The sequence below is a fragment of the Cellulomonas chengniuliangii genome, from assembly GCF_024508335.1.
GTDB lineage: Bacteria > Actinomycetota > Actinomycetes > Actinomycetales > Cellulomonadaceae > Cellulomonas_A > Cellulomonas_A chengniuliangii.
This window is the reverse complement of record NZ_CP101988.1, coordinates 594,270-616,818: the sequence shown is the minus strand read 5'-3', so window position 1 is coordinate 616,818 and position 22,549 is coordinate 594,270. Positions and strand designations below refer to the sequence as shown.

21 protein-coding genes and 1 riboswitch are annotated in these 22,549 nt (G+C 73.1%); of the genes, 5 read left to right on the top strand and 16 right to left on the bottom strand.

Features of this window, described 5'->3' with window-relative positions; genetic code table 11:
* Positions 1 to 413 precede the first annotated feature (413 nt).
* A riboswitch (SAM riboswitch) is annotated at positions 414 to 535 on the top strand.
* A 104-nt stretch (positions 536 to 639) separates the two neighbouring features.
* Both NP064_RS02915 and NP064_RS02910 read left to right on the top strand, forming a co-directional pair.
* Positions 640 to 1,212, top strand: a complete 573-nt coding sequence (locus tag NP064_RS02915; RefSeq protein WP_227568001.1) for an NADPH-dependent FMN reductase — start codon at positions 640 to 642, stop codon at positions 1,210 to 1,212.
* Entirely contained in the window at positions 1,209 to 1,796 is a 588-nt protein-coding gene (locus NP064_RS02910; RefSeq protein ID WP_227568002.1) for a flavin reductase family protein, read from the top strand. Before NP064_RS02915 ends, NP064_RS02910 begins: the two co-directional genes overlap by 4 nt.
* A 103-nt stretch (positions 1,797 to 1,899) precedes the next feature.
* On the opposite strand, the gene rlmB is transcribed toward NP064_RS02910, so the two are convergent.
* The 8 genes from rlmB to NP064_RS02870 form a co-directional block, all read right to left on the bottom strand.
* A complete protein-coding gene (gene rlmB / locus NP064_RS02905; RefSeq protein ID WP_227568003.1) occupies positions 1,900 to 2,916 on the bottom strand; it encodes a 23S rRNA (guanosine(2251)-2'-O)-methyltransferase RlmB in 1,017 nt (338 codons plus the stop codon).
* A complete protein-coding gene (gene cysS / locus NP064_RS02900) occupies positions 2,916 to 4,364 on the bottom strand; it encodes a cysteine--tRNA ligase (protein ID WP_227568004.1) in 1,449 nt (482 codons plus the stop codon). Before cysS ends, rlmB begins: the two co-directional genes overlap by 1 nt.
* Before the next feature lie 78 nt (positions 4,365 to 4,442).
* The gene (locus tag NP064_RS02895) at positions 4,443 to 5,624 is read right to left on the bottom strand and encodes an alanine racemase (RefSeq protein ID WP_227568005.1); all 1,182 of its coding nucleotides are present in this window, start codon (positions 5,622 to 5,624) and stop codon (positions 4,443 to 4,445) included.
* A 599-nt stretch (positions 5,625 to 6,223) separates the two neighbouring features.
* The gene (locus NP064_RS02890) at positions 6,224 to 7,471 is read right to left on the bottom strand and encodes an MFS transporter (protein WP_227568006.1); all 1,248 of its coding nucleotides are present in this window, start codon (positions 7,469 to 7,471) and stop codon (positions 6,224 to 6,226) included.
* Positions 7,468 to 8,724 (bottom strand): ATP-grasp domain-containing protein, encoded by a 1,257-nt coding sequence (locus tag NP064_RS02885; RefSeq protein ID WP_227568007.1) that lies wholly within the window; start codon positions 8,722 to 8,724, stop codon positions 7,468 to 7,470. The genes NP064_RS02890 and NP064_RS02885 overlap by 4 nt, the downstream gene beginning before the upstream one ends.
* 468 nt (positions 8,725 to 9,192) lie before the next feature.
* Positions 9,193 to 10,455 carry an ATP-grasp domain-containing protein gene (locus NP064_RS02880; protein WP_227568008.1) on the bottom strand — a complete coding sequence of 421 codons (1,263 nt, stop codon included), beginning with the start codon at positions 10,453 to 10,455 and terminating at the stop codon, positions 9,193 to 9,195.
* A 98-nt stretch (positions 10,456 to 10,553) separates the two neighbouring features.
* A complete protein-coding gene (locus tag NP064_RS02875) occupies positions 10,554 to 11,804 on the bottom strand; it encodes an MFS transporter (RefSeq protein WP_227568009.1) in 1,251 nt (416 codons plus the stop codon).
* Positions 11,801 to 12,502 (bottom strand): TetR/AcrR family transcriptional regulator, encoded by a 702-nt coding sequence (locus NP064_RS02870; protein ID WP_227568010.1) that lies wholly within the window; start codon positions 12,500 to 12,502, stop codon positions 11,801 to 11,803. Before NP064_RS02870 ends, NP064_RS02875 begins: the two co-directional genes overlap by 4 nt.
* Positions 12,503 to 12,653: 151 nt before the next feature.
* On the opposite strand from NP064_RS02870, the gene NP064_RS02865 reads away from it, so the two are divergent.
* A complete protein-coding gene (locus NP064_RS02865; RefSeq protein ID WP_227568011.1) occupies positions 12,654 to 13,988 on the top strand; it encodes a D-arabinono-1,4-lactone oxidase in 1,335 nt (444 codons plus the stop codon).
* 88 nt (positions 13,989 to 14,076) lie between these two features.
* Positions 14,077 to 15,015 carry an NADP-dependent oxidoreductase gene (locus NP064_RS02860; protein WP_227568012.1) on the top strand — a complete coding sequence of 313 codons (939 nt, stop codon included), beginning with the start codon at positions 14,077 to 14,079 and terminating at the stop codon, positions 15,013 to 15,015.
* On the opposite strand, the gene NP064_RS02855 is transcribed toward NP064_RS02860, so the two are convergent.
* From NP064_RS02855 to NP064_RS02840, 4 genes are all read right to left on the bottom strand, one after another.
* Positions 15,012 to 15,317: a hypothetical protein gene (locus tag NP064_RS02855; protein WP_227568013.1), complete on the bottom strand. Its 306-nt coding sequence runs from the start codon at positions 15,315 to 15,317 to the stop codon at positions 15,012 to 15,014. The two genes, NP064_RS02860 and NP064_RS02855, sit on opposite strands and share 4 nt — an antisense overlap.
* Before the next feature lie 103 nt (positions 15,318 to 15,420).
* Positions 15,421 to 15,954: a 2-C-methyl-D-erythritol 2,4-cyclodiphosphate synthase gene (gene ispF, locus NP064_RS02850; protein ID WP_227568014.1), complete on the bottom strand. Its 534-nt coding sequence runs from the start codon at positions 15,952 to 15,954 to the stop codon at positions 15,421 to 15,423.
* Positions 15,951 to 16,775 carry a 2-C-methyl-D-erythritol 4-phosphate cytidylyltransferase gene (gene ispD, locus NP064_RS02845; RefSeq protein ID WP_227568015.1) on the bottom strand — a complete coding sequence of 275 codons (825 nt, stop codon included), beginning with the start codon at positions 16,773 to 16,775 and terminating at the stop codon, positions 15,951 to 15,953. Before ispD ends, ispF begins: the two co-directional genes overlap by 4 nt.
* Before the next feature lie 148 nt (positions 16,776 to 16,923).
* A complete protein-coding gene (locus NP064_RS02840; RefSeq protein WP_028046210.1) occupies positions 16,924 to 17,406 on the bottom strand; it encodes a CarD family transcriptional regulator in 483 nt (160 codons plus the stop codon).
* Between the two features lie 217 nt (positions 17,407 to 17,623).
* Between NP064_RS02840 and NP064_RS02835 the strand changes: the two genes are divergently transcribed.
* Positions 17,624 to 18,193, top strand: coding sequence for a hypothetical protein (locus NP064_RS02835; protein WP_227568016.1), 570 nt, complete (start codon positions 17,624 to 17,626; stop codon positions 18,191 to 18,193).
* A gap of 82 nt (positions 18,194 to 18,275) precedes the next feature.
* Here the strand turns inward: NP064_RS02835 and pstB are convergent, their stop codons facing one another.
* The 4 genes from pstB to pstS all read right to left on the bottom strand — a co-directional run bounded on the left by pstB (position 18,276) and on the right by pstS (position 22,382).
* A complete protein-coding gene (gene pstB, locus NP064_RS02830; RefSeq protein WP_227568017.1) occupies positions 18,276 to 19,055 on the bottom strand; it encodes a phosphate ABC transporter ATP-binding protein PstB in 780 nt (259 codons plus the stop codon).
* Positions 19,056 to 19,126: 71 nt separating this feature from the next.
* Positions 19,127 to 20,092, bottom strand: a complete 966-nt coding sequence (pstA, locus tag NP064_RS02825) for a phosphate ABC transporter permease PstA (RefSeq protein WP_227568018.1) — start codon at positions 20,090 to 20,092, stop codon at positions 19,127 to 19,129.
* A gap of 1 nt (position 20,093) precedes the next feature.
* Positions 20,094 to 21,071 carry a phosphate ABC transporter permease subunit PstC gene (pstC, locus tag NP064_RS02820; RefSeq protein ID WP_227568040.1) on the bottom strand — a complete coding sequence of 326 codons (978 nt, stop codon included), beginning with the start codon at positions 21,069 to 21,071 and terminating at the stop codon, positions 20,094 to 20,096.
* A 222-nt stretch (positions 21,072 to 21,293) separates the two neighbouring features.
* A complete protein-coding gene (gene pstS, locus NP064_RS02815; RefSeq protein WP_308015916.1) occupies positions 21,294 to 22,382 on the bottom strand; it encodes a phosphate ABC transporter substrate-binding protein PstS in 1,089 nt (362 codons plus the stop codon).
* Between the last annotated feature and the right edge of the window lie 167 nt (positions 22,383 to 22,549).

Genomic DNA, 22,549 nt, shown 5'->3' with positions numbered 1-22,549 from the left:
CACAGCGGCGGCGTGGGAGGGCGGTGCGGGCCGGAGCCCAGGGGCCGGACGTGCGCGCGCCGGCGGTGGCGGTGCGGCTGAGCGCGGGCGGCATGAGCCTCGGCTCGCCCACCGAGCGTCGTCAGACGCGAGGGCGGGGAGGGTGTGAGCCGCTGTCGGGCGGGGATCCGGGCGCGTGCGGGACCTGGACCCCGCCTGCCGTTCCGGAGATCAGCAGACGAGCGTCAACAACAGCGACAGCGCGCGACGGCAGCGAAGACGACATCGCTCAGGCCGTGGCGGCGGTTCGTGGAGGTGCTCACGCGACGGACGTTAGGGCGAACGTCGACGGGCCGTCAACAGATGGGGCGTTTCGGGTCGTGTGGTGAGACACCGGTCGCCCGTCGCGAAGACGGCGTGCTACAACTTGCCGAGGTCTTGAGTGCCAGCGCTCGCACGAGCACAGCCCCGGCTTGCTGGCCAGCAACCCCAGCGTCACGGCGGGGTGCTCCGGGAGACGACCTGGCCGTGTTGAGGGACACGGCAAGCGTGATCGACCTCGACGACCTGCGCGGTCGTCCCGCTCCTCCTCGGTCTGCGTCGAGCCGGGTGGAGGGCGACGCCGCGCACGGATCCGTCGGCACATCCGAGGACCATCAGATGACCACGTCAGCCGTCACCCCGACCACCCCTGCGACCGACGCGTCGAGCGCGTCGCGCTCCCGACTCCACGTCCTCCCCGTCGTCGGCAACCCGCGACCCGGGTCCCGCACCCGGGTCGCCGCCGAGTCGCTGTCCCGGGCGATCGCCCAACGGCTCGGCGGCGGGCTCACCCCCACCGTGGACCTCGCGGACCTGGCGCCCGAGCTCTTCGCGGCGACCCGGCCGGCCGTCGACGACGCGCTGCGCCGGCTGGCGTCCGCGCACGTCGCGGTGGTCGCCACCCCCGTCTACAAGGCCAGCTACACCGGGCTGCTGAAGGCCTTCCTCGACCTGTACGGGGCAGACGGCCTGCGCGGCGTCGTCGCCGTGCCGCTCGTCGTCTCGGGGAGTCCCGCGCATTCCCTGGCCGGGGAGGTGCATCTGCGGCCGCTGCTCGTCGAGCTGGGGGCCAGCGTCCCCACCCGCGCGCTCGCGCTCACGGAGGCCCAGCTCGCCGACCTGGACGAGGTGGTCGCGACCTGGGTGGACGCCCATGGCCCGCTGCTCGACGCAGCGGCGGTCCGCGCATGACCGCCGACACGCCGGTGCGCGCACAGTGCGCCGGGACGCGGGGCCTCGCTGAGGCCCGCCCGGCGGCTCCCGTCCGGGCCCATGACGAGCCGCACCTGTCCCCGGACCAGTACAAGCAGGTGTTCCGCCGCCACCCGGCCGGGGTCGCGGTCGTCACGCTCGCGGACCCGCGCACCGGGCTCCCGGTGGGGTTCACCGCGACGTCGGTGATCTCGGTGTCGGCCGCCCCGCCGGTGCTGGCGTTCTCGATCGCGTCGACGTCCTCGAGCTGGCCAGCGCTCGCCAGGGCCGCCACTGTGGTGGTCAACTTCCTGGGCGACGGCCAGGCCGACCTCTCGACGCGGTTCGCCACGCACGGGATCGACCGGTTCGCGGGCACCGAGCACATCCGGCTCGCCGGCGGGGAGCCCGTGCTCACCGGGAGTCGGACGTGGGTGCACGGGCGGGTGCTCGAGCGCATCGCGGTGGGCGACAGCCACCTGGTGACCGTCCAGGCGATCACCTCGGACACGAGCGCCGAGGGAGGTCCGCTGGTCTACCACGACCGGGCGTACACCCAGCTCGCGGACCACTATGAGATCTGATGTGCGGACGCCCGGGCCGGCCTCGACGGATCGTCGCTGGCCGGCCCGGGCGTCGGGGTCCTGCTGTGCTCGGGGCGCCGCCCCGCTGCGAGGCCCGCGCAGGTCAGCCCTGCTGGGCAGCCCCACGCTGCCGGGCGATCTCGTACAGCGCGATCCCCGCGGCGACGCCGGCGTTGAGCGACTCCGTCGTCGAGGTGATCGGGATCGACACGATCGCGTCGCAGTGCTCCCGGACCAGGCGCGAGAGGCCCTTGCCCTCGGAGCCGACCACGACGACCAACGGGTCGGCGGCGAACGGCAGGTCGGCGACCGGGGTGTCCCCGCCGCCGTCCAGGCCGATGATGAAGCAGCCGGCCTTGCGGTAGGTCTCGAGGGTGCGCGTCAGGTTCGTGACCTTGGAGACCGGGACGCGGGCGGCGGCGCCGGCGGAGACCTTCCACGCGGCGGCGGTCACGCTCGCGGACCGGCGCTCCGGGACGACGACGCCGTGCGCGCCGAACGCGCCTGCGGACCGCAGCACCGCGCCGAGGTTGCGCGGGTCGGTCACGCCGTCCAGCGCCACGATGAGCGGGGCCTGGTCGAGCAGAGCGGCCGCGTCGAGGAGGTCGTCGGCATCGCCGTACTGGTACGGCGGCACCTGGATGGCGACGCCCTGGTGCACCGAGCCGTCGGTGAGCCGGTCGAGCTCGGGCTTGGTGACCTCGAGCAGCGGGTAGCCGCGGCCGGTGGCGATCTGCAGGATCTCGCGGGTGCGGTCGTCAGCCTCGATGCGGGTGGCGAAGTACACCGTCTGGACGGGGATCTCGGCGCGGAGCGCCTCGACCACCGAGTTCCGGCCGGACACGATCTCGTGGGTGGCGCTGACGCCCTTGCCCCCGCGGGTGCCTGCGGCGCTCCGCGAGGTGCGTCCCATGCGGTTCGGCGCGCCTCCGCTCACCGGGCCGCGGCGCTCGGCAGCGGCCTTGCGCTTCGCGGCCGGGTGGTAGGGGCGCTCCTCGGCCTTGGGCGTGGGGCCGCGGCCCTCGAGGGCCTGCCGTCCCTTGCCGCCAGTGCCGACGTGCGCGCCCTTCTTCGAGCCGGGCTTGCGGGTGGCTCCCCGGCGCTGCGAGTTTCCTGGCATCAGTTCTCGACCTCATCACTGCGGTGCGCGAGCGACCAGCGGCTGCCGGTCGCGGAGTCCTCGACGAGGATGCCGGCGGCGGCGAGCCGGTCCCGGATCGCGTCGGAGGTGGCGAAGTCACGCGTGGCGCGCGCTTCGGAGCGGGCGGCGAGCTCGGCGGCGACCAGCGCCTCGAGCGCGTCCGAGTACCCGCGGTCGTCTCCCTGGCGGCGCCACTGGGCGCTGCCGGGATCCAGTCCCAGGATGTCGAGCATCGAGCGCACCTGGACCAACGCGGCACGGGCCTCGTCCAGGTCCTGCTCGGCGAGCGCCGAGTTGCCGGCGCGCAGGTGCTCGTGGACCACCGCGAGCGCGGCGGGCACGTTCAGGTCGTCGTCCATCGCGGTGACGAAGCCCTCGGGCAGCTCGGCCTTGGCCACCTCGTCGTCGTCCACCGGGCCGACCTGCTCGGTGGCGCGGTCGACGAAACCGGTGAACCGCTCCCACGTCGCCTCGGCCTCGCCGAGGGTGTCGGGGGTCCACTCGAGCATGGACCGGTACTGCACCGCCGTGAGCGCGTAACGCAGCACCGCGGGGGGCGTCGTCTCGAGCAGCGTGCTGACCAGCAGCCCGTTGCCGAGGGACTTGCTCATCTTGGCCCCGCCCTGGGTGACCCAGCCGTTGTGCAGCCAGTACCGGGCGAACCCGTCCCCCGCGGCACGGGACTGCGCCTGCTCGTTCTCGTGGTGCGGGAACCGCAGGTCCAGGCCGCCGCCGTGGATGTCGAAGGTGGAGCCGAGGTACCGCCGGGCCATCGCGGAGCACTCGAGGTGCCAGCCGGGACGGCCCCGACCGAACGGGGTGTCCCAGGACGCCGTCTCGGGCTCGCCCGGCTTGGGCGACTTCCAGAGGGCGAAGTCGCGGGGGTCCCGCTTCGTGACGTCCGCGTCGTCGCCGGCGCCGTCGGCGGTGGCCACCATGTCGTCGAGGCGCTGGTTGGTCAGCGAGCCGTACTCGGGGAAGGACCGGACGTCGAAGTAGACGTCTCCCTCGCCCGCGACGTAGGCGTGGCCGCCGTCGACGAGCGCCTGCATCAGCTCGACCATCGCGGGCACGTGGCCCGTGGCGCGCGGCTCATAGGTGGGCGGCAGCACCCCGAGGGCGTCGTAGGCCTGGGTGAAGGCACGCTCGTTGGCCAGCGCCCACGCCCACCACCGCTCCCCGGCGGCGTCCGCCTTCGCGAGGATCTTGTCGTCGATGTCGGTGACATTGCGCACGAGGGTGACCCGGTTGCCGTTGCGGCGCAGCCACCGGACGAGGACGTCGAAGGCGACGCTCGAGCGCATGTGCCCGATGTGGGGGGCGCCCTGCACGGTCGCACCGCACAGGTAGATGCCGACCTCACCCGGGACCACGGGGACGAAGTCACGCACCTCACGGGTGGCGGTGTCGTACAGGCGAAGGCTCACACCGGCAAGGTTACCGGCGCAGGCGGCTCCGGTCGGCGCCGGGACCTCGCGCAGCGTCCGCCGGCGGCCGCCCCGCGCTCACCCGAAGGCCCGCTGCTCGCCGCGGTAGGTGGGCACGACGCGCTCGACGCGGTCGCCGCGCACCAGGTGCACCCGGTCGAACCGCTCCATCACCTCGCCGGCCTTGGCGTGCCGGAACCACACCCGGTCGCCGATGCGCAGGTCGGCGGAGGCGGCGCCCCGGAGCGGCGTCTGCACCTCCCCCGCGCCCTCGCGCCCGGTCAGCGCGAGTCCTCGCGGCGCCACGGGGCGCGGCAGCCGCGAGCCGCTCGCGGGGCCGGAGGCGACGTACCCACCACCGGCCACCGTGGCGAACCCGCGGGCGGGCACGCGCACCACGTCGAGCCCGAAGTAGGCGGCGGGACGCGGCGTGAACGACCGGTAGCCGTCGAAGAGGGTGGGGACGTACAGCCCTGATCCGGCGGTGACCTCGGTGACCACCGGGTCCGCCGCGCTCGTCTCGAGGGACCCGGACCCGCCCGAGTTCACCAGCGCGACCTCGTGGCCCAGCACGTCGCGCACCGCGTCGAGGACCTGGCCCCGGCGCCTCGCGAGGTCGGCCACCGAGGCCCGCTTGACCGCGCGGACGGCGAGGCTCGAGTCCGGCATGCCCGCGACCTGGGCCTCATAGAACATCACCCCACGGACTTCGAGCCCCGGGCGGCGCACGAGCTCCGCGGTGAGCCGGGCGGCGTCCTCCGGGCTGTGGACCGGCGACCGCCGCACGCCCAGATGGGCGGTCACCGGCCCGACGCGGATCCGCAGCGACGCGTCCACGTCGAGGCAGACCCGCAGGCGGTTGCCGCCTGACGCAGCCGCGCGCTGCGCCATGTCGGCCTGCAGCACGTCGTCGACCATGAGCGTCACCGCGCCGGCCGCGGCGGGATCCGCGGCCAGGTCCAGCAGGGCGCCCTCGTCCACGGTGGGGTACCCCACCAGGACGTCGTCCACGCCCTCGCCGACCAGCCACAGCGCCTCGCGCAGCGAGTAGGCCATCACGCCCGCGAAGCCGGGCCGGGCGAGCATCGCCTCGAGCACCGAGCGCACCCGCACGGACTTGCTCGCGACCCGGACTGGCACGCCTGCGGCGCGACGCACGAGGTCGTCGGCGTTGGCCTCGAGGGCATCCAGGTCGACGACTGCGAGAGGCGCTGGCAGCCCTTTGGTCGCCGCGTCGAGCCGTGTGCCGAGCATGCTCATGGTGCACTCTCCCGGGTGTCGGGGGCCGGCGAGGGCCCGCGCGGACCGGCGGCGACGGCGAGGTCGTGCTGCGCAGGTCCGCGTGGTGCGGCAGCCAGCGCGTGCCGGGTCGTGCCCTGCATCATGCCCCGGCCAGGTCGGTCCCGGGGAGGTTCCGGCGTGATCGTTCGCGACGGGCTGCTGGCCGGGCGTCCCGGTCACCGCCGACCCGAGCGTGGGCTCGGGCGCGAGAGACTCTGTATCTCGACGAGCACAGCAGATAGTGCAAAGTTCCACTATCTCCAGAGATCGACGTCACCGCCGACGTCGTCAGGTGTCAGCGCGAGGTCCGATCTCCCTCGCTTCACCACGAAGTGCAACGGCTCGGCCACGCAGCGCTGGTCTACTCGGCCGCGGACCAGACCATCCGCACCCCGGACGGCCGGTGCGGGGCGCCTGCACCAACAGCCCCAACGAGGCCTGGTCGTCACTGGCCACCGTCTGACGCCGCCGAGATCCGAGGGCGCGGCACCGTGGCGGAGCGGTGCCGCGCCCGGTGGGCCGCGGGAGTATCGGCGTCGGTGCCGCGCGCGGCGTGGACCGCGTTCGCGACGCGCGGGTCAGTGCTCGTCGACCGGTGTGGCGTCGACGGTCTCCGGCGCCCGGCGCCCCGGCCGGACGGCGAGCGAAGCGACGTAGAGGACCACGGCGAAGCCGACGCTGACCACCGCGAGGATCCACCAGAACTGGCTCTCGAGCCCGCCGTCCCCCGTGGCGAGCGACGCCGCCAGCACGTTCGCGCACGCACCGCCCCCACCGATCGCAGAGCCGACGAGGCCGAACGCCATGCCCCGTCGGTGCGCCGGGACCGAGTTGGCGATCTCCCCGTCGATGCGCGGGTCGATCAGGACCTCCGCGGCGGAGAACAGCAGCACGCACGCGACAAGACCGCCCACGGTTCCCCAGGACGCGGCCATGAAGCTCGTCGACATCAGCAGCAGGGAGCCGCAGATGACGAGGGCCGAGCTGCTGACCCTGCTGGTGGACTGGTTGAGCGGCACCTGGAGCAGCACCACGGCGACGGCGTTGATCGCGAAGAGGACGCCGACGAGCGCGGGGTCGTGCTCGGCGCCCGTGTACACCGGCAGCGCGTACTCGAGCTGGATGTAGCAGAAGCCGAACGCGAAGGCGCACGCGAGGATCCAGGCGAGCGTGCGACGGTCCACGGGTGCGCGGGCGTCGCCGGCAGCCGGGTCGCTCGACGTGCCCGCCGCGCCGGGCTCCTCGCCCTCCGTGAGTCCGCGCAGGCGCAGGAGCACGATCGCCAGGACCACGTAGGTGGTGCTCGTGAGGACGAAGCTGACCCGGGCGTCGGCCACGAGGAGCAGCAGGCTGCCGGCGAGCGGTCCGAGGGCGCTGCCCGCGTTGTTCGCGGTGCTGCGCAGCGCGAAGATCATCCGGACCTGGTCCCCGGTGCCGAGCAGCCGCACCAGCGCCGACTTCGACGCCGGCACGTAGACGGCCCCGCCGAAGCCCAGGAGCGCGCACGCGGCCACGACCGTGACGGACCCGGTGGCGCCCATGAGCAGCAGGTACGAGACGGCCCGGACCAGCAGACCGCCGCACATGGCGGGAACGGCGCCGGTGCGGTCGGCGATCCAGCCCCCGACCATGGACAGACCCTGCTGAGCCCAGAACTTCACGGTGATCGCCATCGCGACGACGACGGCGCTCAGCTCGAGCTCCCGCGTCAGGTAGACGGCGAGGAAAGGGATCACGAGGTTGCTGCCGAACGCGACGGCGAAGTTTCCCGTGAGCAGCGTCAGGACGCCCGGGGTGCGCCGGGCCAGGTCCAGGGTCTCCTTCACAACCGGACGGTCTGCGTCGCTCCGGACCGGATGACGGTCGCCGTCTCGAACCACGTGATCGCCTCGGTCAGTGCCTTCTCGACCTCGGCGCGCGACCCACCGGCCGCGAGGACCGACCCGATCTTCCCGACGCTCATCTGGGAGAGCTCGAGCTCGGCCCCGGGGTCGGCGTACCTGCGGTACGCGACGATGCCGGGCACCGGGCACTCGTCGGGGATCGCCTCCAGCGTGCCGGGACGCGGCGGGAACAGCGAGAGCCCGGCGATCCGGTCGGGCGCCGACGGGACGACGGGAGGCTCGTTTCCGGCCAGGGTCCGCACGTAGAGCTCCGGCAGGAACGGGCCGAACGCCAGCGCCACCATGTCCTCGATCATGCCGCCCCCCGCGCGGCTCGCGACCTCGTTGAACACGAGGCTGCCGTCCGTGGCGAGGAAGACCTCGGCGTGGAACATCGACGTCTCGGGGGTCGGCAGCGCCGCGAGGGCGCGCCGGGTCAGGTCGCGTGCGGGTTCGAGCAGCGGGTCCTCGGGGTCGAGCAGGCAGCTGTGTAGCGGGCGGCCCTCCTTGATGTCCAGGCAGCTCGTCTCGCCCTGGGTCGAGGCCCACATGAGGCGCGTCTCGCCCGCGACGACCATGCCGTCCACGTGCAGCAGCTCGTGCTCGACGAACCGCTCGGCGAGGAGCTGCCCACCGTCGTCGGCGCCCAGCTCCCGGTGCGCGCGGAGGAGGGACTCGACGTCCTGCGGGCCGCGCACGACCCGCACGTCCATGGAGCCGCCGCCACGTCGCGGCTTGACGACGACGGGGTAGCCGACCCGGTCGACGAACCGGAGCAGGTCGGCGAGGTTCGCGACCGGCGCGTAGTCGGCGACGGGCACGCCGGCTGCCGAGAGGATGTCCTTCATCGCGAGCTTGTCACGGAAGGCGGTCGCGCTCGCGACGTCCTGACCCGGCACCCCGAACAGCTCGCGCAGCCGTGCGGCGCGGAGCAGCTCGAACTCGGAAACCGCCAGGACGCGGTCGAAGGACTGCTCCCGGTGCAGCGCGAGCGCCCGGCTCTCGACCAACGGGTTGAAGTGGAAGTCGTCGACGACCTCGACCCGCGCGTACCCGGCGAGCTGGGCGGCACGCTCCGCGGGGTCGGCCGAGAGGGCCGCGGCGTCGGTCAGGAGGACCGCCTCGTGCTCGGCCCCGAGCCAGTCCGCGAACCGGAAGAGGCTGAGCGGGGTGCGGTTGAGGATCAGGTACCTCATCGGATCTCCCGGGCGACCGTGTCGTGACGCCGTTCTGTCGCGGGGTGTGCTGCCGTGGCGATGTGCATGAGTCGGCTCAGGCTCCTCGTGTGCTGGGGCATGGTCAGAGGGCTCGTCCCTCTCCGTCGGACTGGCTCTCGCGCGGGGCCTCCCGAGCTCGACCCGCACCGCCACGCACGGAGCGTGCTGCGGTGCCGGGTCGATCGCGCACGGCCACCGGCCGCCCCCTGGGCCCGCCTGCGAGCGGGCGCTTCATTAAAGCAGCGTGCGCAGGTGGCCGACCAGCCGCCCCGCGCCCCACGTCTCGGGCCTGACCAGCGCGTCGACGGCCTGCCGCGCCGAGTCGGGCACCGCCAGGCCGCCGATCGTCGTGAGCAGGCGGAGGGTGTCGGGGAAGCCCCGGACGGACTCGAGGACGCTGCTGCGCCGAGCGGCGACGAGACGGGTCAGCTCGGGTTCCGCGACGTCCTACCGCACCCGGAACCGGAGCGTCTCGTTGACCTCGCGCTGCTTCCGGACGATCTCCTCACGCGAGTCGCCGGTGAACAGGACGTGACCCTGTGCCTGCCACACGCGCGGCGGCACGTCGATCTGGTCGCCGACCTTGCCGTAGATCATGACCTCCGCGACGTCGTCCCGGTCCTCGAGGGTGTCGATGCCCTCGACGGCGGCGAGCTCGCCCGGCTGCTCGCCGAAGTGCAGGGAGAAGCCGACGTGGCGCACCCGCGCGGGGTCCACGGACACGTCCGCCACCTCGCCCAGGGCGACCTTCGTGAGGACCTCGACCATGTCGACGCCCGTCGAGAGCAGCACGCTCTGGTAGACGGGTCCGCCACCCAGGCGCGCACCGGTCTCCAGGATGTACGGCTCACCCGACGGGGCTACCCGGAACTCCGTGTGCGTCGCACCCTGGGCGATGTCGAGGCCCTGGTGGGCGAGCGCGGTGTACTCCTCGACCTTGGCGAGCGTCGCACCGGCGAGCACCGTCGGCGTCGCGTAGAAGGTCTCCTCGAAGAAGGGTCCGTCCATCGGCGTCGGCTTGTCGTGCACGGCGACGACGGTCGTCACGCCGTCCTGCACGTAGCTCTCGACGCTGATCTCGTTCCCCGGCAGGAACTCCTCGAGGAGGATCCCTTCCGAGTACTTCGACTTGAGGATGAAGAGGGGGTCGTAGTCGAAACCGGCCCAGGCGCCCTCGCGGATGTCCTCGAAGTGCTCCGCGAGCTCCTCCGGCGTGTCGACCCGGCGCACGAACATGCTGCCGCCCCCGATGATCGGCTTCATCACGAGCGGGTACGCGACCGACTCCGCCGCCTCGAGGGCTTCCTCGACCGTGGACGCGAGCGCGAAGCGCGGCTGGGAGATGCCGACCTTCTCGAACGCCTGACGCATGCTCAGCTTGTCGCGGCTCTTCTCGGCCGTGTCCACGGAGATCGACGGCAGCCCGAGCTCGGCGGCGACGGCCGCGGCAGTCGGGACGCTGTGCTCGACGAACGCGATCACGCCCGCGATGGGCTCGGGCTCGAGCTGCGAGATCTCCACGCAGCGGGCGACGGTCGCCCGGAGGTCACCCGTGGGCGCGGTGTACACCTCGTCGACGTACTCGCCCTCCCAGCTGGGCTCCTCGACCACGACGATCGCCCGGTGGCCGAGCGCGTGCGCGGTCTCCACGGCCTTGGCGAAGTGCTTGCGTCGGCTCGCGGTGCGGGTGTGCAGGATCAGGAGGGTCATCAGTCTGCCTCTCTTATCGCGATCGCCATGTCAGGCGAGATCTCGTCGGTCGGGGTGGTGAGCACGAGGACGGCGGGCCCCGGCATCTCGACAGCCCGTCACCATTCGGCTCGTGCCGGGGGGAGCGGCCGCTGTCGTGCGTGCCTAGAGTCCTCCGAGCCCGGGCGCGTGCCGAAGTGCGGGGCCAGCACGACGATGACGATCGCGAGCAGCAGCGGCACCGCGAAGCCGATCCGCAGCGAGGCCCCGGTGCCGACGGCGCCCACCAGCACCCCGCCGAGCACGGCGCCGACATAGTTGAAGCCGTTGAGCCGGGCCACCACGGCGTCCGCGTGCTCGGGCGCGAGCGAGCCCGCGGCGGCGAAGCAGAGTGGGGCGATGGCGCCGAGGCCCAGGCCGGTGAGGCCGAAGCCGGCCACGGCCACGGCCGGCCCAGGCGCGAGGACCACGCCGAGCAGCCCGGCGGCGCCGATCAGGCCGGCGGCGCGGACCACGGCGACGCGCCCCCAGCGGCGGACGGCCAGATCTCCCGCGAGCCGTGAGACGAGCGTCATCGCGAGGTACACCGCGAGGCCGGTGGGCGCCAGGCTGCTGCTCGCCAGCAGGCCGTCGCTCAGGTAGATCGCGCTCCAGATCTGCGCGGCCGAGTCCACCACGAAGTAGGCGACGACAGCGGCGCCCAGCACGAGGACGGCGGACCACGGCACCGCTCGGGCGGCGCTGCGCTCGGCAGCGGTCGGTCCGATCGGCACGTCACCGGCGCGCCACCCGTCGCGCCGCACACCGAGCGCGATCACTGCGACCACGACGGAGACGACGGGGATCGCGGCCTGCTGGGAGATGTCGAGCACCTCGTAGGCGACCACCACCAACGCGCCCGCGATCGCCGCAGCGGACCACGCCGCGTAGAAGCTGGTGAGGATGCTCCGCCCGTACACCCGCTGCAAGGCCACGGCCTGCATGTTGGTCCCGGCGTCGACGAGGCCGAGCGCCAGCCCGTACAGCGCGAAGCCGCCGAAGAACACTGCCCGCCCCGGGGCGAGCGCGATGACCAGCACCGCGACGGCGGCCGTGCCGAGGCCCGCGACGAGCACCGTCCTGCTGCCTGGGCCGCGGGCGAGACGGTCGGCGACGACGGTGCCGGCTCCGGCCATCAGGCAGATGCCCAGCGTGACGATGGTGACGACGCCGTCGTCGATTCCGAATCGGTCCTTGAACCCCGGCAGGCTCGCGACGAGCACCGCGTATGCCAGCCCTTGGGCGCCGAAGGCCCCCGCGACAGCGCGTCGGGCCGAACGGGCGCCAGCCGGCAGCAGCGGGTCGCGCGAGCCGCCGGGGTCCGCGGTCACGCGGGAGTGCTCACGGGCTCCACGACCCCGGGTAGCACCGGACCGTCGACGGGCTGGACGGTGGCAGGGGGCGTCGCGAGCGGCTGCTCCTCGACCGCCGGGGCGAACTGCGCCGTCTGGGTGGCGAGGTAGCGCGCGAAGCGGTGCAGTCCGTCGATCGCGGCCTCCTCGTCACCGTCGACGAGCCACGCGAGGGCGTAGCCGTCCACGGTGGCGACGAGGGTGCGCGCGAGGCTCGACCGGGGAACCGACCAGCTCACCTGGGCCCCATGCTCGATGCGCTCGAGGAACAACTCGACGGCGCCCCAGGTGCCGCGGTACTGGTCGCTGGCCACCTGGTTGAGCTCGGAGTGGCGCAGGGACGTGGTGGTGAGCTCGTAGCTGAGGAGCTGGGCCCCGCGGTTGTCCCGGATGCCGCGCCACAGGCCCTCGACTGCGAGCTCGAGCACCGTGGCCAGGTCCGCGTCCGGAGGGATCGCGGCCTGCGACATCGCGAGGTTCTGCGCGGTGATGGCGGCGGCCACTGCGCGCAGCAGCTCGTCCTTGTCCTGGAAGCAGTAGTGGACCACGCCCAGCGAGACGCCCGCCTCGGCGGCGACGGCTCGCACGGTGGCTGCGTCGATCCCAGCCCTGCTGGCCACGGCCAGGGCGGCCTCGATGAGTTGTTCGCGCCTCTCGGCGACTGGCAAGCGATTCATGGTTTCCCCCCGGAATCCGCCGCGTGGTCTCGCACCGGCCAGTGCGAACAGCATCCACGCGCCCCCTCGCCTCATTTCAACGGCGGTCATGACAATAGTCAAGGGAAACAGGCACTTGACTTGGACGGCCGCCCAGAATGAAGGTCTGAGGATGAGCATGGGCACGGAGGACCACCTCTGGCAGAACTGGGCGCGCACCGAGTCGGCGAGGCCTGCCCGGGTGGTCAGCCCGCGGGACCCGGACGAGCTGGCATCCGTCGTCCGATCGCGGGACGGGCTACGCGTGCGGGCCGTGGGCGCCGGCCACTCGTTCACCGGCGCCGCCGTCACGGACGGCATCCAGGTGCGCATGGACGCGCTCAGCACGGTCGAGCGCGTCGACCCGCGGCCCGACGGCACGGCGCACGTGACCGTCGGCGCCGGCATCCGCCTGCACACCCTGAACCGGGTGCTCGCCGCGTGCGGCCTCGGGATGCGCAACCTCGGCGACATCGACCGGCAGACCATCGCCGGCGCCATCTCGACCGGCACCCACGGCACGGGCGCACGGCTCGGCGGCCTCAGCGCGCAGGTGGTCGGGGTGCGGCTGGTGACCGCCGACGGTGAGATCGTCGAGGCGTCCCGCGAGCACCGCCCCGAGCTCTTCGAGGTCGCGCGGCTGGGCCTGGGCAGCGTGGGCGTCCTGACGGCGATCACGCTCGAGGCCGTGCCCGCCTTCGAGCTGCGCGCCGTCGAGGCGCCGTTGCCCCTCGACGAGGTGCTCGACCGCCTGGACGGCCCCGACGGGCTCGTCGACGGCAACGACCACTTCGAGTTCTACTGGTTCCCGCACACTCGGCGGGCCCTGACCAAGGCCAACAACCGCGCGCAGTCCGACCCGGGGTCCCGCCTGCACCCCGTCCGCGGATGGGTCGACGACGAGCTGCTGTCGAACGGGGTGTTCGCTGCCACCAACCGGCTCGCCGCCGCGGCGCCGAGCCTCACTCCCCGCATCAACCGCATCGCCTCCCGCGCCCTGAGCGCCCGCACCTACACCGCTCCGTCGCACGAGGTGTTCGCCTCCCCCCGACGCGTCCGCTTCCGCGAGATGGAGTACGCGATCCCCCGGGAGCGGGTGCGCGACGTGCTCGACGAGATCGACGCGTGGACGCGTGCCTCGGGAGACAACATCCCGTTCCCGCTCGAGGTCCGCTTCGCCGCCGCCGACGATGTCTGGCTCTCGACGGCCCACGGCCGCGACACCGCGTACATCGCCGCCCACCAGTACCTGCGGCTCCCCTACCGGCGGTACTTCCAGGCGGTGGAGCGCGTCATGGCGCAGGTGGACGGCCGGCCGCACTGGGGCAAGCTGCACTGGCTCGACGCCGCACGCCTCGCCGAGCTCTACCCGCGGTTCGACGACGTCCGCGCGGTGCGCGCCAAGGCCGACCCGGAGGGCGCGTTCGCGAACGCCTACACCGACCGCGTCCTCGGCGCCGTGCGCTGACCCAGGGCCGATTCCGACCAGCAGGGCGGGAAGGACCAGTCGGCGGACCGCGCGCGACATGACGCGCCACCCCATGCTTGCCTGAGCCATGAGTCGAGTCGTGGTGGCCCAGGCGTACGGCGGGCCGGAGGCCCTCGCGGTCGTCGAGGCGCAGGAATCCCCGCCCGGCCCTGGCGAGGCGCTGGTGGAGGTGCGGGCCGCCGGGGTCAACCCCGCCGACTGGAAGAGGTACTCCGGCCTCTGGGGCACGGACCCCTCCCGTCTGCCGATGCGACTGGGCTACGAGGTCGCGGGCGTCGTCCTGGAGGCCGGCCCCGGCGTCGAGCAGGCCGTCGGGGACGAGGTGATCGCCTGGCCAGTGGCGGGCGGCTACGCCGAACGGCTCGTCGTCCCCGCACGGGTCCTCGCGCCAAGGCCCGCCGGGCTCAGCTGGGCACAGTCCGCGGGGCTGCTGCTCTCGGGCGCCGCCGCCGTCCACCTGCTCGCCGCCACCCGGGTGGGACCCGACGACGTCGTGCTGGTGCACGGCGGGTCCGGCGGTGTGGGGCGGCTCGCGGTCCAGCTCGCGGCGCTCGCCGGGGCGCGGGTCGTGGCCACGGCCAGCCCTGCCTCCCACGACGACCTGCGCCAGCTGGGCGCCCATCCGGTGGCCTACGGTCCGGGACTGCTCGACCGCCTCGAGGCGATCACCGCGCAGACGGGCCCGTTCACCGCCGCCCTCGACACCGTGGGCGAGGACGAGGCCCTCGACGCGTCGGTCGCCCTCGTGGAGGACCGCAGCCGGATCGCGACGATCGCCGGCGTCGCCCGGGCCGCGGAGCTGGGCATCGCGACCCTGGGAGCCGGCGCGGGCGCAGACCCGGGGAACGACATCCGCGACGCCGCCCGCTCCCGGTTGGCCCGGCTCGCCGACGAGGGCGTGCTCGACGTCATCGTGAGCCGCACCTATCCACTCGAGGACGCCGGCCGCGCGCACTCGGACAGCCGCGGCGGTCATCCTCGGGGAAAGCTGGTGCTGATCCCCTAGTGCTCGGCGGGCCGTTCGCGGAGCCGGGCCAGGTGGTCGTCCGACGGCGGCGGGGCGGCGGCGACGGCCTGCGGGGTGAGGACGGCGGGCTGGTGCTCGTCGAGTTCGGTCAGGCCCGTGATCGTCGCCTCGAGCACGTCGACCGGGATGCGCACCCGCAGCCGCACCCGGGGTGGCCCCTCGCGCCGCGGCAGCGCCGAGGGCTGGCTCCGCAGCTCACCGGTGGGCGTGGGGCCGGTAGGCCCTCCGAGCGCTCCCACTCGGGAGTCCGCACGGGGCGGTGGGCGGTGCGTCGTCGTCACGAACGGGGACGGTACCCGACATTTGCCCGCATATGCGAGACCTGTCAGGCGAATGGAGGCGGGGAACGCTTCCCGCCCGGGGGCCCGCGGGCGGGCTAGCCCGTCAGTCCGCCTGAGCGCCGGTAGGGCGCGCGACCGCGACCACCAGGGCGGTCGCGATCGCGGCGACCCCCTCGCCCCGGCCCGTCAGCCCCAGCCCGTCGGTCGTGGTGGCCGACACGCTCACCGGGGCCCCGGCGGCGCGGGACAGCGCCGCGACCGCCTCGTCGCGGCGAGGTCCCAGTCGCGGCTTGTTCCCGATGACCTGGACGGCGACGTTGCCGATCACGAAGCCGGCGTCGCGGACCCGTCGCGCCGCCTCCGAGAGCAGCGCCGTGCCCGCCGCGCCCCGCCACTCCGGCGCCGACGTGCCGAAGTTGCTGCCCAGGTCGCCGATCCCGGCGGCGGACAGCAGCGCGTCGGCGGCTGCGTGGGCCGCCACATCAGCATCCGAGTGCCCCTCGAGCGGCCGCTCCCCGGGCCAGGCCAGCCCAGCCAGGTGCAGCACGGCCCCGGGCTCGGGCGACTCGGCGTACGCGTGCACGTCGACGCCGACACCGGTCCGGGGCAGGGGCATCGGGAGGTCGGGCGCGCTCATCGGGTTCCGTCCTGTGGCTGGCTTGGCTGGCTTGGCTGGTTTGGCTGGCTCAGGGCGGTCGGTCCCCGCCCGGCGAGCAGGAGTTCGGCGACGGCCAGGTCCCACGGCGTGGTGATCTTGACGGCGTCGGCGTGCCCGGGGACAACCCACACGGGTTCTCCGAGGGCCTCGACCAGCCCGGCGTCGTCGGAGACGGCCGCCGCCTCGTCGTGCGCCCGCAGGCGTCCCGCGTCGTGGGCGCGCGCCAGCAGCCCGCGGCTGAACCCCTGGGGGGTCTGCACGGCGCGCAACTGCTCGCGCGGCACAGTCTCCACCACCGGCCAACCCTCCTTGCCGTCCGCGCCGGACGCCGTGACACGCTTGATCGTGTCCGTGACCGCCAGTGCGGGGACCACCGCGCGGTGCCCGGCGCGGACCGCGGCGAGCACCGCGCGCACCACGTCCGGGGGGACGAGCGCGCGGGCCGCGTCGTGGACGAGCACCACGTCGACCTCGGGCGGCAGCGTGGCCAGCCCGGCGTCCACCGAGCCCTGGCGGGTGCCGGCCCCGGGAACCACCTCCACCCGGGCCTCGGCCCCGTGCGCGACGAGCCCTGCCTCGTCGAGCGCGTCGCGGAAGTCCTGGAGGCGGTCAGGCGGAGCGGTCACGACCACCCGGTCGAGCCGCTCGGCAGGCAGCACCGAGGCCGCGGCCCCCTCCACCATGGCCCGCACGGCGTGGACGACCAGCGGTATCCCGCCGAGCGGCACGAGCGCCTTGGGCAGCGCGTGCCCGAGCCTGCTTCCGCTGCCCGCGGCGGTGACGATGACCGCGACGCTCACCGAGGGCCTCCCGACGGGCGCACGTCAGCGCGCGCCGCCGGCGGCCTTCCGGCCGCACAGCGACGCGCGCGAGGGTGACGAGGTGCGATGGCTCTCGTGGCCACGATCGCCGACGCCACAGTTCCCGTAGGCACGAGGTGCGCCAGAGTTACGACGCGAGGACCTCGTCGAGGATCGCCTCGGCCTTCTCCTCTTCGGTGTGCTCAGCCAGCGCGAGCTCCGAGACGAGAATCTGCCGGGCCTTGGCGAGCATCCGCTTCTCACCGGCCGAGAGGCCGCGGTCGGCATCCCGCCGAGAAAGGTCGCGCACAACCTCGGCGACCTTGATGACATCGCCTGAGGCGAGCTTCTCAAGATTGGCCTTGTAACGGCGCGACCAATTCGTCGGCTCTTCGGTGTAAGGCGCACGAAGCACCTCGAATACGCGGTCCAGGCCCTCTTGGCCGACCACGTCACGCACCCCCACGAGGTCCACATTCTCAGCCGGGACCTCGATCGTGAGGTCACCCTGGGCGACCTTGAGCTTGAGGTAGAGCTTGTCCTCGCCGCGGATGGTCCTCGTCTTGATCTCTTCGATCAGCGCTGCACCGTGGTGCGGGTAGACAACGGTCTCCCCAACAGTGAAAGTCATCTGCAGGTGTCCCCTTTCGCGGAGATCCATCTTATCACGGGTGAAAATGGGCCTCCTCGGCCGTCTCGAGCACATTTCCGCAGGTCACGCGACGCGCGCGTGTACAGGGGCCGGGACAGGTGCGGCACACCACTAGGCTGTGCCTGGGTGACCTTCGTCCCGGGTCGTCCACGCGCTTCGCCCGAACCGCCCCATCGCCCTGCCCCGAGGAGTCACCGTGGTCCGCGTCTCGTCCGTCCGTCGCCGGTTCGCCCTGGCGGGCGTTGTCGCGCTGGTGAGCGCGGGTCTCGCCGGGTGCTCGGCCACCAACACGATCACCACCCAGATGGACTACGCCGCCTCGGACGGCGTGCGCGCGACCCTCGGCGACGTCACGGCGCAGAACCTGCTGATCATCACCGCGGGCGAGGGCGAGGAGGGCGCGCTGCAGGGCGCCTTCACCAACGCCGGCCGCGATGACCTCACCGTCACACTGAGCACCGAGGACGACGTCGAGCTGGCGGCCGTCCCGGTCGCGGCAGGCGCCACGGTGCTGCTCGGCGGGTCCAGCGGGGACATCGTCACCTTCACCTCCCCGGGTGCTCCCGGCGCCGCCGTCCCGCTCGTGCTGAGCACCGGCGCTGCCGGGGCCGAGTCGATCTTCGTGCCCGTCCTGGACGGCACGCTCTCCGAGTACGCCGACCTGGTGCCCACCGCCTCGCCGTCGCCCTCCGCGACGCCCACGGCCGAGGCCACGGAGGCGCCGTCCGCCGAGCCGACGCCCACGGCCTCCCCCACCGCCGGCTGAGCAGGCGCCGCGCGACCTCGCGCCACGACGACCAGAGCCCCACGACGTCCACGTCGTGGGGCTCTGGTCGTGCGGGCGCAAGTCAGCCGAAGCGGCCCGAGATGTAGTCCTCAGTCGCCTTCTGCCGAGGCGAGGAGAACATCGTGGCGGTGTCGTCCAGCTCGATGAGCCGCCCCGGCTCCCCCGTCCCCGCGATGTTGAAGAAGGCCGTGCGGTCCGAGACCCGGGCGGCCTGCTGCATGTTGTGGGTCACGATGACGATCGTGTACTCGGCCTTGAGCTCCGAGATGAGGTCCTCGATCGCGAGGGTCGAGATCGGGTCGAGCGCCGAGCAGGGCTCGTCCATGAGCAGCACCTGCGGGCTGACCGCGATGGCGCGCGCGATGCACAGGCGCTGCTGCTGGCCGCCGGACAGGCCGGCGCCGGGCCGGTCGAGCCGGTCCTTGACCTCGTTCCACAGGTTGGCCCGGCGCAGCGAGGACTCGACGAGTTCCTCCGCGTCGCCCTTGGAGATGCGGCGGTTGTTGAGCCGCACGCCCGCGAGCACGTTCCCGGCGATCGACATCGTCGGGAACGGGTTGGGCCGCTGGAACACCATGCCGACCTGCCGCCGCACCGCCACCGGGTCGATGTCGCGGCCATACAGGTCCACGCCGTCGACCTCCACCTTGCCCTCGACGCGGGCGCCCGGCACCACCTCGTGCATGCGGTTGAGCGTGCGCAGGAACGTCGACTTGCCGCAGCCCGACGGGCCGATGAACGCCGTCACCGAGCGGGGCTCAATGGACATCTCGACGTCCGCGACAGCGCGGAAGCTGCCGTAGTAGATGTTGAGGTCCTTGACCTCGATGCGCTGTGCCATCGGTTCGTCCTGTCGTGTCCGGGGGGTGGGTCCGGTGGGGGTGGGAGTCTCGGGCGCCGTCCGGCTGCCCATCAGCGGGCCAGCTTCGGCGCGAACATGCGGGTGATGAGCCGGCCCGCCAGGTTCAGCAGCATCACGATGAGGATGAGGACGAGCGCGGCAGCCCACGCCCGCAGGTACGCCACGTCGGGGATGCACGCCACGCTCGCGTCGTTGCACGGCGCCAGGCCCTGGCTGTACTGCCGGTAGACGTACACCGGCAGCGTCATCATGCGGCCCTCGAAGAGGTTGTAGTTGATCGAGTCGATGACGCCCACCGTGATGAGCAACGGCGCCGTCTCGCCGATGACGCGCGCGATCGCGATCATCACGCCGGTGCCGATGCCGGCCACGGCCGTGCGGAGCACCACCTTGACCACCATGAGCCAGCGCGGCACGCCCAGCGCGAGGGCGGCCTCGCGCAGCTCGTCCGGCACCAGCCTGAGCATCTCCTCACAGGAGCGCACCACCACGGGGATCATCAGCACCGACAGCGCCACCGAGCCGACGGCGCCCATCTTGACGCCCGGCCCCATCAGCACCGCGAACAGCGCGTACGCGAACAAGCCCGCGACGATGGACGGGATGCCCGTCATCACGTCCACGAAGAACGTGACGGCCTTGGCCAGGGCGCCCCTCCCGTACTCGACCAGATAGACGGCCACGAGGATGCCCACCGGCACGGAGATCAGCGCCGCGAACAACGTGATCTCCACGGTGCCGACGATCGCGTGGTAGATCCCGCCGGCGTCCATCCCGCCGAACACCCCGCGCATCGAGTGCGACAGGAAGTACGGGCTCAGCCGCTCGACGCCGTTCGCGGCCACCGTCCAGACCAACGAGACGAGCGGGGCCATCGCCAGCACGAACGCGGCGGCGACCAGCACCCGCATGATCCGGTCGGTGCGGCGGCGGCGCTTGTCGACGGTGCGCAGCAGGTCGCGGGTGGACACCCCGCCAGACGAGGCGGTGGGGGCCGGCGCGGAGGTCGTGGACATGTCAGCGTCCCTTCTGGGCGCCGCGCGCGACGATGGCCCGGGCGGTCATGTTCACGGCGAGGGTGATGACGAACAGGGCCAGGCCCGTGGCGATGAGCGTGGAGACGCCCAGCGGGTTCGCCTCCGGGAACTGCGCGGCGATGTTCGCGGCGATGGTCTGCTGCTGGCCGGCGACCAGGAGCTTGAGCGAGTAGAGGGTCCCGGGCGAGAGGATCATGAGCACCGCCATCGTCTCGCCGAGCGCCCGGCCCAGGCCGAGCATCGACGCCGAGGCGATGCCGGAGCGCGCGAACGGCAACACCGCGGTGCGGATCATCTCCCAGCGGGTGGCCCCGAGGGCGAGGGCGGCCTCCTCGTTGAGCCGCGGGGTCTGCAGGAAGACCTCCCGGACCACGGCGGTGATGATCGGCAGGATCATCACCGCGAGCACCACGGCCACCGTGAGGATGACGCGCGGAGGCTGCGAGGCCGGGCCGGAGAACAGCGGGATCCAGCCGAGGTTGTCGCTGAGCCACGTCCACGCCGGCGCGAGCCACGGCGCCAGCACGATGACGCCCCACAGCCCGTAGACCACCGAGGGGATCGCGGCGAGCAGGTCGACGGCGTAGCCGAGGGCGTTCGCGAGCCGGCGCGGCGCGTAGTGCGAGATGAACAGCGCGATGCCCACCGCGACCGGGGCGGCCATGGCGAGCGACAGGGCGGCGACGAGGGCCGTGCCGAACGCCAGCGGCCCGATGAAGCCCAGCAGCGACGTGTCGGCCGGGAACCACGCGATCTTGGCCGAGAGCTCGGCCGGGTCGGCCTGGATGGCCGGCCACGCCCGCAGCACCAGGAACAGCGCGACGGCGGCCAGCACCACGAGGATGAGCACCGCGGAGGCCGTCGCCGTCCACCGGAAGGCCCGGGACGCGCCCCGGTCGGTGGTGCGGGCACGACGGAGGCCGCGAGGGCTCAGGAGCCCCTTGCGGGCGCCGGTCATCGCGGCATGGTCGTCGTTCTGGGGTTCCCGCGCCTCGACGGGGGCGTGGTCCGCCCCGGTCTCGGTGGGCCCTGGGATGTGCTGCTGCACCTGCTTGCTCTGCCTTCTCCTCTGCGGCCACCTCATGCCTGGCCTGCGTGTCCTGCCTGCACCTGCGTGCCGTCACCCGGGAACCGGTGGCCGTCCCGCCTCCCCCGAAGGGCGGGACGGCCACCGCCGCCGTCAGGAGGCGGCGCTGATCGAGTCGATCGCCGCCTGGACGTCGGTGCGGAGGGCGGCGGAGATCGGGGCCGAGCCGGCCGCGCTCTCCGAGGCCTTCTGGCCCTGCTCGCTGACCACGTAGGTGAGGAACGCCTTGACCAGCTCGACGTCCTCCTGCGTCTCGTAGGCCGTGCACGCCACGCCGTAGGAGACGAGCACCAGCGGGTACGCGCCCGCGGCGGACGTGGTGCGGTCGAGCTTGATGACGATGTCCTTCTCGTCACGGGAGTCGTCGCGCGGGGAGGCGTCGAGCGCGGCCGCGGCCGCGGCCTCGGACGGCGCCACCCAGGCGTCCCCGACCTTGATGCTGGCGGTGCCCAGGGCGCCGACCTTCGACAGGTCCGCGTAGCCGATGGTGCCCTGCGCGCTCTGCACCGTCTGGATCAGGCCCGACGTGCCCTGCGCCGACTGGCCACCCTCGACGGGCCAGTCACCACTCGGCTCGTGGGCCCACACCCCGCCGGACGCCTTGCTCAGGTAGTCCGTGAAGTTCTTCGTGGTGCCCGAGTCGTCCGAGCGGTGCACGGTGGTGATCGCGACCGACGGCAGCGTCACCCCGGGGTTCTCGGCGGCGATCTCCGGCGCGTCCCAGCGCGTGACCGTGCCGTTGAAGATCGCGGCGACGGTCGCGGCGGACAGGTTGAGGGAGTCGATGCCGTCGAGGTTGAACGTGACGGCGATCGGGCTCACGTACACCGGCAGGTCGATCGCCGTGGCGCCCGCGCACCGCTCGATCGACTGCTCCAGCTCGTCCTCCGTGAGGGCCGAGTCAGTGCCCGCGAACAGCACGCCGCCCTCGAGGAACTGGGTGCGCCCGCCGCCCGAGCCGACCGGGTCGTAGTTGACCGTCACGTCGGGGTTCTCGTTCTGGAAGCCCGAGCGCCACGCCTCCATGGCGGACTCGATCGAGCTGGCTCCGGCGCCGTTGAGCTCGCCGCTGAGCGTGCTCGCCGCGGCTGCGTCCGCTGTGGCGCCGTTCTGCGCCCCGCCGACAGGGTCGTCCGAGCCGCATGCGGTGAGGGTCAAGGCGAACGCGGCCGTCAGAGCCACGGCCCCGACACGGTGGTGGGAGAGCTTCACAGGGTTCCATCCCGTCAGTCGCAGTGCGCACCGGTCTGTGCGCGACCACTCCCGACGGTAGGCAGGGCAGGTGACTGGATCAGATGTCCCCGGTGAACCCCAGGTGAACGGCTGACGACGATTGCCGCGACCCGCGC